Consider the following 12735-nt stretch of genomic DNA (forward strand, 5'->3'; position numbering starts at 1 on the left):
GGGCGTCTCAGCGTACGAAAGGCACCGACACGGCCATGATCATCTCGACGTCCTCGGTCCCGTCGTTGCGGTAGGAGTGCGCGGTGCCCGCCTCGAACGAGACACTCGCCCCCGCGGGCACCGCGTACGGGGTGCCGTCCACGACGAGGGTCAGCTCGCCGGCCGTGACATGGACCAGTTCGATGGTGCCCTGCGGGTGCGGGTCGGAGTCGCTGCCGTCGCCGGGCACGAGCCGCCAGTCCCACATCTCCAGCGGCCCCTGGGACTCGGTCCCGGCGAGCAGCCGGTTGTAGCTGCCGGCGTCCGTGTGCCACAGGCGTACGGCCTGATCCTCCGTCACGATACGGACATTGGGGCCCTGCTCGTAGTCGAGCAGCGTGGTGATGCTGACGCCGAGGGCGTCGCCGATCTTGACGACGGTGCCGATGCTGGGGTTCGTGCGGGCCTGCTCGATCTGGATGAGCATGCCGCGGCTGACGGCCGCGCGGGCGGCGAGCGCGTCGAGGGTGAAGCCGCGCTCGGACCGCCAGTGCTTGACGTTGCGCGCGAGCGCCTGGTTCAGGAGATCGAGATCCGCCACGTTCCGTCCAGAGTCGGGGCCTGGGGGCCTTGTGGGCCCTGGGTCGCGAGACCTGGGCCTTGGTTCAATATTGTGGATGACAGAGTTCAGTACATTGAACTACGGTGTGATGCACCACAGCGTCCAGCAAACTGTACTGCGAGGTCCGGCATGACAGCACTCTTCGCCCTGGCCACGAGCCTCATGTGGGGCTTGGCCGACTTCGGCGGCGGGCTGCTGACGCGACGCATCCCGGCGCTCACCGTGGTGGTCGTCTCGCAGGTGATCGCCGTGGTCGTGCTCGGAGTGATCGTGGTCGCCACGGGGGCCTTCTCGGAAGCGGGACCGCAGTTGTGGTTCGCCGTCGCCGCGGGGCTCGTCGGGCCCGTCGCCATGCTCGCCTTCTACAAGGCGCTCGCCCTCGGGCCGATGGGCGTCGTCTCGCCGCTCGGGTCGCTCGGCGTCGCCGTGCCGGTGGGCGTCGGTCTTGTGCTCGGGGAGCGGCCCGGGCTGCTGCAGTTCGCGGGCATCCTGGTCGCCGTGGCGGGGGTGGTCCTCGCGGGTGGGCCACAGTTCAGGGGCGCGCCGGTGCAGCGGCAGGCGGTGCTGCTCACGCTGCTGGCGGCGTTCGGCTTCGGCGCGGTGATGGCACTGATCGCGGAGGCGTCGACCACGGTCACCGGGCTCTTCCTCGCGCTGTTCGTGCAGCGGGTGACGAATGTCGTGGCGGGCGGCAGTGCGTTGTACGTGTCCGCGAAGCGGGGTGGGCGGGTGCTGCCGGAGGAGGGGGGATGGCAGGTCGTCCGGGGCTCGTTGGTGGCGCTCGGCCTGGTGGGGTTGGCGGATGTGGCGGCCAACGGAACGTATGCGCTGGCCGCTCAGGAGGGGCCGGTTACCGTGGCGGCGGTGCTTGCGTCCTTGTACCCGGTGGTTACGGCACTGGCCGCACGCGGCGTCCTCAGCGAACGGCTCCGCGGGGTGCAGGCGGCCGGCGCCGGGCTTGCGTTGGTGGGGACGGTGCTGTTGGCGACGGGCTGATTTACGCCGGATGTGGTTACGCGTACTGGGGCCTTGCGCCACGCCCCTGCACCGTTACCGGTACCGGCGTTACGCCCACGGGGCTCCGCCCCGGACCCCGCTGCTCAATCGCCGCAGGGGCTTAAATTTGCCCACCCGCCGCCGGCCCGGCTGGGTCCCGAGCGGCCGCCTCTGAGCGGTTCACCGCCTGAGGCCGTTACCCGCCTATCTCCCACCCGCCCGCCCCCTCCAGGGGCGCCAGGTCGGCGTGGCACCACCGCCTCGGTCACTCCACCACCAAACCCGACTCCCCACCCAGTCCGACCGACTCCGCTCCCGCTCCCGCTCCCGCTCCCGCTCCCGCTCCCGCAAACCATGGCTTCCCACACTTGCCGGTCGACCACCATCGCCTCGGGCAACGCCCGACCCCCACCCCGGTCTTCGTCCGCACCGCCTTGGGCAACCGGTCCTCCCCACCCATGACGGTCGACCGCCACCGCCTCGGGCCATCACCCACCAACTACGCCTCCCACCCCGGGGATCAGCCACCCCCACCCGGGGCACCCCGACAACCACGGCCTCCCACCCCGGACAACACTCGGCGATCAGGCCCGCGGCCGGGGCCTGCCCCTCATGCATCTCGGCGGCGCCAGCTCCAGGAACGGGAGCCGGGGTCCAGCACCCGCCAACCACAATTCCCCCACCCCGACGGTCGGCGACCACCGCCTCAGACGCCTCGCCAACCACGGCTCCCCGCCGGGGCGTTCAGCCGCCACCGCCCCAGGCACCCCAGCAACCCCGGCTCGCCATATCGGCGTTCAACCGCCCCCGCCTCGAGCCACCACCCGCCAACCACAACTCCCCGCCCCCCCCGACGGTCAGCCACCCCACCTCGGGCGCCCCTCCCACCACACCTCCCCGCCCCCGGCGGCCAACGCCGCCCCCGCCTTGGGCAATCTGCCGCCTGGGGCGGCAGGGTGGGCAAGGCGGCCCCCGGTGCCGCGCACCCATCACGAGAGGCGCCAACCACGGCACAGCCTCGAAACCACGGTGCCGCGCAACAAGTACGACATGCGCCGACCACGGCACGGGCCAGGAACCCCGGCACCGCGCAACGGCATCACCAACCCCGGGCATCCGAAGCCCCCGGAGGGGGCGGGCGGGAGGGAGATAGCCGGGAACCGGCGCAGCCGGGCAAGCAACGGTGCCGCACGCCGTTACGACACACGCCGCCCCGGCCCAGCACAAAACCCCAGCGCCGCGCACCACTCACCACAGGCGCCACCCCCGACAAGCCCCACAACCCCGAGCAGCCGAAGCCCCCGAAGGGGGCGGGCGGGAGGGAGATAGGCAGGGACCGGCGCAGCCAGGCAAAGAACGGTGCCGCACGCGGTTACGACACACGCCGCCCCGGCACAGCTCAAAGCCCCGGTGCCGCGCACCGTCACCGCACACGCCGCCCCCGGCACAGCCCAAAGCCCGGTGCCGCACACTACTCACCACCGGCGCCACCCCCGGCACCCCCGGACCACCCGCACCCAACCCGAAACCCCAACCCCGGCCCCCGCCCCGACCCCGGTCACACCCGATAACGCCGCAACGCCGGGACGGCAAACGCGAGGGCCAGCATCGCCACGACGACCAGAACCCCACCCCCGGCCACCGCCGCCCCCGCTCCGAAGGTCGACCCCGCCGACCCGTGGAGGACGTCCGCCAGGCGGGGCCCACCCGCGACGACCACCGTGAACACCCCCTGCATCCGCCCCCGCATCTCGTCCGTCGCGGCCGACAACAGAATCGCCCCACGGAAGACCATGGACACCATGTCGGCGACCCCCGCCACGGCGAGGAACACGACCGCGAGCCACAGACTGCTGCTCAGCCCGAACCCGGTGATGGCGAGCCCCCACGCCACGATCGCCCCGATCACCATCCACCCGTGCCGCTTCGCCCGCGAGAACGTCCCCGAGAACAGTCCCCCGACCACCGCCCCGATCGGAATCGCCGCGAACAGCAGCCCGAGCGCGAGCCCTTCCCCGTACGGCGCGTAGGTCTCCGCGGCGAGCTGCGGGAACAGGGCGCGCGGCATGCCGAACACCATCGCGATGATGTCCGCGAGGAAGGACAGCAGCAGCACCTTGTGCGTGGACATGTATCGGAAGCCGTCGACGATCTCCCGTACGCCCGCCCGCTTCTTGACCAGCGTGCCGAGCGGCGGCAGCGCGGGCAGCCGGTACACCGCCCACACGGTGACGCACAGCGCGACGGCGTCGATCAGGTACAGCTCCGGCAGCCCGATGACGGGGATGAGGACACCCGCGAGCAGTGGGCCGACGACCTGGCCGGTCTGCATCACCGTGGAGCCGAGCGCGTTGGCCGCGGCCAGTTGGCTCTCGGGCACGAGCCGCGCGATGGACGCGTTGCGGGCCGGCGAGTTGAGGCCCCAGAACGCCTGCTGCATCGCGAGCAGCACCATCAGCACGGCCACCGAGTCGAGCCCGGATATCGCCTGCACCCAGAACAGGACCGACGTCACGGCGATGCCGCTGTTGGTGACCAGAAGCAGCTTGCGCCGGTCCACGTGGTCGGCGATCGCGCCGCCCCACAGCGCGAACACCACGAGCGGCACGAGCCCCGCCATGCTCGCGGCGCCGACCCAGGCCGAGGACCCGGTGATGTCGAAGATCTGCTTGGGCACGGCGACCGCGGTGAGCTGGCTGCCGACGGCCGTGACGATGGTCGAGGACCACAGCCGGCGGTAGGCGGGGATGCGCAGGGGCCGGGTGTCCATGGCCCAGCGACGCCAGCCACGCAGCTTGGCCCCGGATGCCTCCGACGTCTCGGACACCTCCGACGTCGCCGACGCCTCGGAGGCCTCCGGCTCGGCCTCGCCGCCTGTCTCTCTCGTCTCGCTCGTGTCCACGGCTTCCCTGATTGCTCGCTACATCTATCTGGTCCGGGGTTCAGTGTCCCAGGCGTCGTCGTCGAGTTCGGACAGAGCGAGCAGCTGGTCCGGAGTGACCCCTTCCGGTATCGCCCGCGGCGCCGGCGTCCGGAGCGGCGGCTGCCAGCCGGACTCCGCGTCCCAGCTCCGTACGACGCGTGCGGGCGCACCGGCGACGACGGCGTGGTCGGGTACGTCGCCACGCACCACGGCCCCGGCCGCGACCACCACGTTCCGGCCGATGCGGGCGCCGGGCAGGATCACGGCGCCGGTGCCGATCCAGCAGCCGGGGCCGATCTCGACCGGCTCGATCCGGGGCCACTGCTTGCCGATGGGCTCGTGCGGGTCGTCGTACGAATGGTTCGTGGACGTGATGTAGACGTACGGGCCCATGTAGACGTCGCTGCCGATCCGCACCGTCGTATCGGCGATGACATGGCTGCCGCGGCCGATCACGACACCGTCGCCGAGGGTCAGGATCGGGTCCGGGCCGAGGTCCAGGTCCGGCATCAGGCCCGCGGTCAGGGTGACTTGCTCGCCGATGATGCAGTGCGCGCCCAGCCGGATCCACGGCTCGCCGAACACCGTGCCCTGGGGGAACGCGAGCTTCGTACCGTGCCCGATCGCGCCGAACCGGTGCCCCCCGGACTGCCGCGCGGTGACCGCGCCCTTGCGCTGCACCCAGCGCCAACCGGCCTGTACGAGCCGGTGTCCCGGCCCACCCTTGTCGTTCCGCGTCTTCGGCACGGCGTCACGTTACCCACGCGTATCTTCGACCCCCACCTCGCCGACCTGTGATCTTCGCCCCACAGGTACGGTTCGCTCTGGCGCGACGCAAGGATGATCACTTCACGTAGGGAGTTCCAGCTCATGTCCCACGAGGCACTCGTCATCGGCATCGGCGACAAGGAACCGAAGGTGGACCCGGAGGCGTTCGTCGCCCCGACGTCCGTGGTGATCGGCGACGTCACGCTGCACGCGGGCGCGAGCGTCTGGTACGGCGCCGTGCTGCGGTCCGAGGTCGAGCCGATCACGCTCGGCGCGGACAGCAACATCCAGGACAACTGCACGGTGCACGTCGACCTCGGGTTCCCCGCGACGATCGGCGAGCGCGTCTCCGTCGGCCACAACGCGGTGCTGCACGGCTGCACCGTGGAGGACGACTGCCTCATCGGGATGGGGGCGACCGTGCTCAACGGCGCGGTGATCGGGGCGGGTTCGCTGGTCGCGGCGAACGCGCTGGTGCCGCAGGGGATGGTGGTTCCGCCCGGGTCAATGGTCGCGGGCGTCCCGGCGAAGGTACGGCGTGAGCTGTCCGCGGAGGAGCGGGAAATGCTCACGCTCAACGGGACGCATTACGTGGAGCTGGCGAAGAGGCATCGGGCACTCTGAGCCCCGCCTTTTAGACGAAGGCCAGCGGAGTCCGGGGCAGAGCCCCGAGCGGTGCGGCGGAACCTCAGCGTGCGGGCTCGGGCTCCGCCTCCGCCTCGTGCTCCGCCACCATCCTCGCCGCCCGCCGCTTCACGATCAGCATGGAGGCCAGGCCGATCAGGACGGCCACGCCGAGGCCCACGTACGAGAACCTCTTGAGCCAGTCCTCCGCGACCACGCCCACGTAGTAGATGACCGCGGTCGTGCCGCCGGCCCAGACCACGCCGCCCAGGACGTTCGCGATGAGGAACTTCCAGTACGGCATGTGCAGGACGCCCGCGAGCGGCCCGGCGAAGATGCGGAGCAGGGCGATGAAGCGGCCGAAGAAGACGGCCCACATGCCCCACTTCTCGAAGGACCGCTCGGCGGTGGCCACGTGTCCGGGGCCGAAGTGCTTGGGGAACTTGCGCCCCATCTTGGCGAGCAGCGGACGCCCGCCCTTGCGGCCGATCGCGTACCCGATGGAGTCACCGACGACGGCGCCCGCGCTGGCGCAGGCCCCGAGGATGACCGGGTTGACGTCGCCGTGCTGCGAGGAGAGCAGCGCCGCGGAGATGAGCACGATCTCGCCGGGCAGCGGGATGCCGAGGCTCTCGACGCCGATCACGCCTGCCACCAGTAGGTAGACGGCGACCGCCGGAATCGTGTCGAGCCATGCCTGGACGTGCATCGACGCCGCCTCCCGTACCCACCAGTTTTTTGCCTGTGCCCGGCGCGCGCTCCCCTCCGGTACGCGCACGCCGGGCAGCCTACCTGCTCCCTATGACGCCGCCGCGTCCCACAAGGTGCAGTGATGTTCGCGATGAACGTCCTTGGAGAGCGTGATCCCGCCCACACCGGACGTCTTCAGGGACAGCACGTTTCCGGGTGTCCGCCGTTGGTCGGGCATGGCGGGCGCGCCGTCGGCCCGCGGGGCGCCGCCCCTGATGAAGGAGCCCCAGTACTGCACCATCCGGTCGGCGAGCGCCCGCTGTTCGGTGTCGAGCGGGGAGTCGAGCCCGAAGTGCTTGAAGAGGTACTGCACCTCGTTGACGTGCGTGGCTCCGAAGTCGAAGGTCCTGCCCGCCTCCTTGATCGACGCGAACGGCGGTGAGGTGCGGTCCGCGAACTCGTAGGCGTAGACGGGTGGCCCGCTCCCCGCGAGCCGCTGGTCGAGCCGGAGCGCCGGGCACGCCATGAGCTGGTCGCCCTGGGCGGCGGCGTACGCGTGGGTGGGCGACGCGTAGTCGGAGAGGGGGTAGGCGCTCAGGGCCTTCTCCCCCGTCGCCTTCCCGTACGTGTCCGTGAGCGCCTTCGGATAGGCCTCGGCCGTGAGCGGCTTGCCCTGGCCGTCGTACGCGCCGTACGCGAAGAGGGTTCCCTCGTCCTTGTTGGCGCCGTTGAGGACGGGCACATGGGCCGAGCGGCCCGCGGTGATCGCGGTGGCCGGCTGCTCGGGCAGGAAGTCGCCGCCGGTCACCGGCGCCCAGTCGAATCCGGCCTGCGCGTCGAGGATCTCCTTGGCGGACTTGTCGCGCAGGCACGCTGCCACATCGGCGGCGGAGCCGCAGCCCAGCTTCTCGGCGAACCTCGCGCCCTCGGCGACGGCCGCACCGTGCTCGCGCGCCCCGCAGTCCCCGTACGCCCCGGACTCGATGATCCCGGCGCGGAACAGGCCGCGCCCGCCCGGCGACGCGAGCTGGGTGCACACCGAGCGCCCGCCCGCGGACTCACCCGCGATCGTCACGCGGTCCCGGTCCCCGCCGAAGCCTCCGATGTTGGCGCGCACCCAGCGCAGGGCCAGCTGCTGGTCCTGGAGGCCGAAGTTGCCCGAGACGCCGTCGGAGGCCTGGCCGTCAAGGCCTGCCGCCGCCAGGAAACCCATCGCCCCCAGGCGGTAGTTGACGGTGACGACGACCGTGCCGGTGCGGCGCGCGAAGGTGTCGGGGACGATGTCGGCGCCCGCGCCCGCGGTGAGCCCGCCGCCGTGCAGCCACACCATGACGGGCCGCCCCGCCGAACCGTCCGGCGCGTACACGTTCAGGTCGAGGCAGTCCTCCGTGTACGTCGGGTCCTCGTATCCGGGGTCCCAACTCGACGCCTGTACGCACCTGTTGGAGAAGTCGGTGGCATCGCGCACGCCACGCCAGGACTGCGCCGGGCGCGGCTCGCGCCAGCGCAGCTTGCCGACGGGCGGTTCGGCGTACGGGATGCCGAGGAACTGCCGCCCCTCGTCGGTGTGCTCCCCGCGCACCCAGCCGGACGCGGTGCGCGCCAAGGGGGCGTCGGACCGTTCGGTGGCCTGCGCCGGCACCAGGGCCGCGGCGGTCAGCGCCACCACGGCCGCGAGCACCACGCGTATTCGACCGCGTCTCATGTCACTTCTCCCTCTTCGCTCGACCCCACATCCGTGCGCACCACAAGACCGAAGCGGAAACTATGGCCGACGTTGACTCGTGTCAACAGGTTGAACAAGAAAGGAAGTTGGACGGGAAACAACGAGAGACAACGAGAAACGAGGAAGGCACCGCCCCATCGGGCGGTGCCTTCCTCGCCGTGCGGACCACGCTCCGCGGTTCCCGCTCTCAGCTGTTGGGACGCAGGGTCCAGACGACGGTCATCTCGCCGGTCACGGCCCCGTCCTCGCGCGTGATCGCGATGCTCACCGGGAACTCGGGGCGCTCGCCCGCGTCGAGCTCGGCGACCACGTCGGCGGCCGGGCGGCCGACCCGGGACCAACGTGGATGGGCGTGCCCTTCGCATGCGTCTGCTCCGGGGGTCTTATGGGATTCTCAGCGCCCACCCGCCTTGCTCGTGATCCTTGTCTGGCGCGAGCCGGACGATGGCGACCTGCGCGCCCTGATCACCTCCACGCACGACACGACCCGCCCCCCGGGGGCGAGTTGAGTCTCAGCCTTCGTCCGCCCGGCGCCGACGCTTGAGCTGCTTACTTCGCGGCCCCACCTTCCACGCGGTGTGCAGCTCGGCCAGCGGAAGCTGTGCCTCCTTGGAGTCCTCTTCCAGTTCCAGCACGGCCTCACCCTCACCCAGCTCCCCGAAGGGGTGGTCGTATACCTCCGGCAGTTCCTCGATGCGGAGGGTGCCCTTGATAGCGCCTGCCGCGTCGTAGTGAATGAAGGTCCTCATATCGAGTCACTGCTCCTCGAGCGGATAGATCCGATACTCGATGTCCACGTCGCGAGCGCCCGTGTTCCGCACGCGCCATTGCCTGTGCGGAACCGCGATGATCTGTCGCTTCGGTGGGAACCCGGGCGCGTTCACGAGCCGGAAGTCCACAGCGAACTCTTCCAGGATCTCGATCGGGGGCAGCGGGCGGGGAGCCTGAACGGGGGGCCCCCCTGGAAGAGGCGGCGGGACCTCAATCGGTTTTGGAAGGATCATCGCTATGTGCGCCAGGCAGAATCCAGCGAGTGCCACGACCGCGAGAGGCGGTACACGTTCCTCGCCGCCCGCCGGCACGGTGACGGTCGCGGCGATCGGTGTTCCGACCTTCAGTTCCCGGATCGAGACGGACTTCTCAGCGATCTTTTTCTGATGGACCGCGAAGTCGGCCAACTTGTCCGACGTCACGGCGAAATCGTGCAGATGCGCCGTCTTCACGCCCGCACCCACCCGCGGATCACCCACAGCCGATCCGTCGGCCTCCGCCAGCTTCGGTGACGTCACCGCCTCATTCGCCAGCTTGTCCACCTCCACCGCGCCCTGGGCCAGCTTCGGTGACGTCACCGCCTCATTCGCCAGCTTGTCGACCTCCACCGCGCCCTGGGCCAACTTCGGCGAGGTCACCGAGCCGTCGACGAGGTTGGCGGTGCCGGTTCCCGCGTAGACGCGTTTGTCGGTGACCGAGGAAATGCGACCGCCGGTGAAGACGATGTCGGCCAGGTGGACAGCGTCCGTCGACGGGCCGCCGGCACCGGGACGGTCGATGACCATCTTCTCGGTGACGCGGGTCTCTTTGCCGGCGATCCCCGGGTCAACGCTGGGGTCGGTCCGGTCCTCGTCATAGCTGGCGTAGAGCTCCACGGAGCCGTCCGCGGGCGGCGATGTGATCTTGACTTCGCGGCCGGGAGTCGGGAGGACCGCCTCACGACCCTTGCCGTCGACCAGCCATCCGTGTTCCACAGTGACCGTATCGGCGCTGTTCTGATTCATCGTGACCGCGAGTCCCCCGCCCACCCCCGGGGTGTGCAGATCCCGGTTGTGCCTGCGGCGGCGGTCGATGGCGTAACTCTGCTCGTCGGTGAAGTCCTTCGCGCGGAGGAACTGGTGGTCGAAGTAGTTGAGCCGCTTGATGACGTCCTCAGCCATGGCCTCGTCCTTATAGTCGGTTCTGAACGCTCATCGGCTGGTCCCAGAGCAACGTGGTGTCGCCTACACGGGCACCCACGTCGACTTCGGGATCCTTGCCGAGCTGCATGGTGTGGGCGTTGACTCGCAGCTCGTACGTGGTGTGTGCAGGGCGTTCGCGGCGCAGCGCATCGTGGGCGGCCAGGACGAGCTCCGCCAGGCCCAACGGGTGGCGGAGCCGGCTGTCGCCCTCGACGGTGGTGAGTTCCACCCAGAAGAACCCCGGCCGAGCCCCGCAGACGTACGTGTCCTCGCCCAAGGTGGACGTCACACCGATCTGCATCGGATCCGGATGGTCGACGACCTCGGGCAGCGCCTCGTCGCGCAGATAGGCCTCAAGGAAGGCGGCCAGCCCCGGCCGGGTGCCGCGCCACGACCAGATGGCGCCCGCTCGGCGCAGCAGCTCGCGGTTCCAGCGTTCGCCCCGGGTCGGGCGGAGTTCCAGTCCAATCCATCCCGCGAGCCAGCCGAGGAAGGCGGTGCCGCCCGGGGTCGTGTCGGCCTCGGCGACGCTTGTGCCGTGCGGGTGGGGGAACGCCAGGGGGGCGGTCAGCCGCAGGCCGCGGCGGGGGCCGGGCAGGAATCCGTCGACGACGACGGTCTCGGCGTGTGCCGGGTCGCAAAGCAGCAACCGGGAGCCTGGGCCCAGCGCCGCGTAGGTGTCCAGCTCGATGACCCGCTCTCCCGCAAGCACCTCGTTGCGCAGGAGCATCTCCGGCCCCGCCCGCACGGCGGAGGCGAACGCCGGCGGCGGTGTGGTGGTCGGAGCCTGCGGTGCGGCCGTGACAAGCGTCCCCGCCGGATGGCCGGATGGCAGCGGGGGCGAGAGGGTCAGCCGCGCGGCGTCCACAGCCGTCACCAGCGCGAGATCGCCGCCCACCTCGACGACGTGGCCCGGGCGGGCGGCGAGGGCGAGTTGGTCGGCGACAGAGACGGTCGTGGTCTCCGGCGGGGCGGCGACCGCCAGCGCCGAGGTCCCCTCGGTCCGGTCGACTACCCGGATCGGAATTCCCTTGTCGTGAGCGAACCTCAGCGGGCGGTCGAGCCTGACGTCCGTGGGAGGGACCGGCGCCTGTCCCACGACACCCGCCACCCGGACCACTTCGGGCGGGTCGAGGACGAGCAGATCATCCGCGCAGAGACCGGCGGCGCTGTCGAGCCGGAGCACGCTCTCCCCGATGGACGCCACGTGGGTCAGGACGGAGGTGGGCGGCAGTGCGTACAGGCGCGGCGTTTGCTCGATCTCCGTCTGCACCGTGTCGAAGACCTCTTCCAGCGCACCGACGAACCGCGCCAGGAAACGGTCGCGTTCGTCCGCCTCGCGGAGGACGCCGGGCAGTTGATCCATGAACTCGTTCATGCTCATCCGCCGATCACCGTCGCCACGACCTCCCTGGCGGCGACCAGCCCGCCGCCAGGGAGCCTGATGCCCTCAGCCGTCTCGATGCCCGGGGGCTCGGTCAGCAGTGCCAGCTCCTCAACATGATCGACCCCGTCGAGCCCTTCGATCAGCTGGTACACCTCGGAGGCGTACAGGGGACGGCCGAAACGCCAGCCGCTGCCATCCGCCCCGCCGCGCAGCGGTCCGAGAAAGCGGCGCAGGGCCTCTTCGACATCGGCGCCATACAGCCCGCGGCCCGTCGCGGCGGCAACCGTGACGTGTACGGACACGGGCACGTAGGTGGGCCCGATGACATGCACGCGTGTGGTCAGCAGGCGGTGCCGGGTCATTTCGCGGTAGAGCGCGTCGGTGAGCTCGCGGGTCGGCGCCGGTGCGGGGTCGTACGGCCGATCGGGGACGACGACGATCAGCACGGCCGACGGGGGATGTCCGCCGACCGAACAATCCGGATCCCGGAAGAGCTCGAGGCCCGCGCGCGCCGCCGCCTCGGGGAAACCGCCGTCCGGCGCGCTGAACTGAGGCACCGTCAGCGTGTTCCCGTCGACCGCGATGACCTCCCCCACCGCGGCGGTGTCTCCAGCGCCGATCGTGATCTCGTCTCCGAGACGGAACACCGGCCGCCGCACCTCGATCGTGCCGACCCCGGTGGCACCCGCCGGTACGCCCCGGGCAAGGACCGTCTGCGCCTGCGGATCGGCACCCGTGACCGGCGTGGCCAGCTCCCTGGCGAGGCGCAGGCCGAGCGTGCCGAAGTCCTCGGCGGTGACCGCCCGTTCGATCGGACCGCCGGTCTCCCCGCAGCCGCCGACCAGCCTCAGAAACCGCGCCTTCAGGTCTTCGGGTACCTGGTCGAGCTGGTAGCCGGCCGTCTCGGTGAACCAGGCGAGCAGCTCCAGCAGGGTGATGCCGGAGTCGGACGGGTTGTGGTCGGTCCAGGCGGGGCTGAGCTCGGGGATGAGCGACCGCCCCTCGGTCACCAGCCGGTCATGGCTGAGGTCGTCCAGTCTCGGCACGTCAAGCGGCATAGCGGGCCTC

General features: G+C 70.9%; 11 protein-coding genes and 1 pseudogene. 2 read left to right on the top strand and 10 right to left on the bottom strand.

Annotated elements, in window-relative coordinates; all coding sequences use genetic code 11:
- Positions 1–7: 7 nt before the first annotated feature.
- Entirely contained in the window at positions 8–580 is a 573-nt protein-coding gene (locus ACYSUO_RS10065; RefSeq protein ID WP_461775710.1) for a helix-turn-helix domain-containing protein, read from the bottom strand.
- Between the two features lie 150 nt (positions 581–730).
- Here ACYSUO_RS10065 and ACYSUO_RS10070 point away from each other — a divergent pair, with 150 nt between their 5' ends.
- Entirely contained in the window at positions 731–1597 is an 867-nt protein-coding gene (locus ACYSUO_RS10070) for an EamA family transporter (protein ID WP_461775711.1), read from the top strand.
- A gap of 1558 nt (positions 1598–3155) precedes the next feature.
- Here the strand turns inward: ACYSUO_RS10070 and ACYSUO_RS10075 are convergent.
- Positions 3156–4499 carry an MFS transporter gene (locus ACYSUO_RS10075; protein ID WP_461775712.1) on the bottom strand — a complete coding sequence of 448 codons (1344 nt, stop codon included), beginning with the start codon at positions 4497–4499 and terminating at the stop codon, positions 3156–3158.
- A gap of 24 nt (positions 4500–4523) precedes the next feature.
- The gene (locus ACYSUO_RS10080) at positions 4524–5267 is read right to left on the bottom strand and encodes an acyltransferase (protein ID WP_461775713.1); all 744 of its coding nucleotides are present in this window, start codon (positions 5265–5267) and stop codon (positions 4524–4526) included.
- A 123-nt stretch (positions 5268–5390) separates the two neighbouring features.
- Between ACYSUO_RS10080 and ACYSUO_RS10085 the strand changes: the two genes are divergently transcribed.
- Positions 5391–5912 carry a gamma carbonic anhydrase family protein gene (locus tag ACYSUO_RS10085; RefSeq protein ID WP_461775714.1) on the top strand — a complete coding sequence of 174 codons (522 nt, stop codon included), beginning with the start codon at positions 5391–5393 and terminating at the stop codon, positions 5910–5912.
- A gap of 64 nt (positions 5913–5976) precedes the next feature.
- Here ACYSUO_RS10085 and ACYSUO_RS10090 read toward each other — a convergent pair whose 3' ends face one another.
- From ACYSUO_RS10090 to ACYSUO_RS10120, 7 genes and pseudogenes are all read right to left on the bottom strand, one after another.
- Positions 5977–6621 (bottom strand): DedA family protein, encoded by a 645-nt coding sequence (locus ACYSUO_RS10090; protein ID WP_461775800.1) that lies wholly within the window; start codon positions 6619–6621, stop codon positions 5977–5979.
- Positions 6622–6711: 90 nt separating this feature from the next.
- Complete coding sequence (locus tag ACYSUO_RS10095; protein ID WP_461775715.1) at positions 6712–8307, bottom strand: carboxylesterase/lipase family protein; 1596 nt, start codon at positions 8305–8307, stop codon at positions 6712–6714.
- A 208-nt stretch (positions 8308–8515) separates the two neighbouring features.
- Positions 8516–8659: pseudogene (locus ACYSUO_RS10100) on the bottom strand (DUF4442 domain-containing protein); the annotation flags it as partial.
- A 181-nt stretch (positions 8660–8840) separates the two neighbouring features.
- Entirely contained in the window at positions 8841–9077 is a 237-nt protein-coding gene (locus tag ACYSUO_RS10105) for a hypothetical protein (RefSeq protein ID WP_461775716.1), read from the bottom strand.
- Positions 9078–9083: 6 nt separating this feature from the next.
- A complete protein-coding gene (locus ACYSUO_RS10110; protein ID WP_461775717.1) occupies positions 9084–10259 on the bottom strand; it encodes a hypothetical protein in 1176 nt (391 codons plus the stop codon).
- A gap of 10 nt (positions 10260–10269) precedes the next feature.
- The gene (locus ACYSUO_RS10115; protein WP_461775718.1) at positions 10270–11664 is read right to left on the bottom strand and encodes a hypothetical protein; all 1395 of its coding nucleotides are present in this window, start codon (positions 11662–11664) and stop codon (positions 10270–10272) included.
- Positions 11661–12725 carry a hypothetical protein gene (locus ACYSUO_RS10120; protein WP_461775719.1) on the bottom strand — a complete coding sequence of 355 codons (1065 nt, stop codon included), beginning with the start codon at positions 12723–12725 and terminating at the stop codon, positions 11661–11663. Before ACYSUO_RS10120 ends, ACYSUO_RS10115 begins: the two co-directional genes overlap by 4 nt.
- Between the last annotated feature and the right edge of the window lie 10 nt (positions 12726–12735).

The organism is Streptomyces sp. UC4497, from assembly GCF_054871485.1.

Coding starts and splice junctions, on each gene's coding strand:
- ACYSUO_RS10070 (WP_461775711.1), top strand. CDS start 731: ATGACAGCACTCTTCGCCCTGGCCACGAGCCTCATGTGGGGCTTGGCC.
- ACYSUO_RS10085 (WP_461775714.1), top strand. CDS start 5,391: ATGTCCCACGAGGCACTCGTCATCGGCATCGGCGACAAGGAACCGAAG.
- ACYSUO_RS10090 (WP_461775800.1), bottom strand. CDS start 6,621: ATGCACGTCCAGGCATGGCTCGACACGATTCCGGCGGTCGCCGTCTAC.
- ACYSUO_RS10095 (WP_461775715.1), bottom strand. CDS start 8,307: ATGAGACGCGGTCGAATACGCGTGGTGCTCGCGGCCGTGGTGGCGCTG.
- ACYSUO_RS10105 (WP_461775716.1), bottom strand. CDS start 9,077: ATGAGGACCTTCATTCACTACGACGCGGCAGGCGCTATCAAGGGCACC.
- ACYSUO_RS10110 (WP_461775717.1), bottom strand. CDS start 10,259: ATGGCTGAGGACGTCATCAAGCGGCTCAACTACTTCGACCACCAGTTC.
- ACYSUO_RS10115 (WP_461775718.1), bottom strand. CDS start 11,664: ATGAGCATGAACGAGTTCATGGATCAACTGCCCGGCGTCCTCCGCGAG.
- ACYSUO_RS10120 (WP_461775719.1), bottom strand. CDS start 12,725: ATGCCGCTTGACGTGCCGAGACTGGACGACCTCAGCCATGACCGGCTG.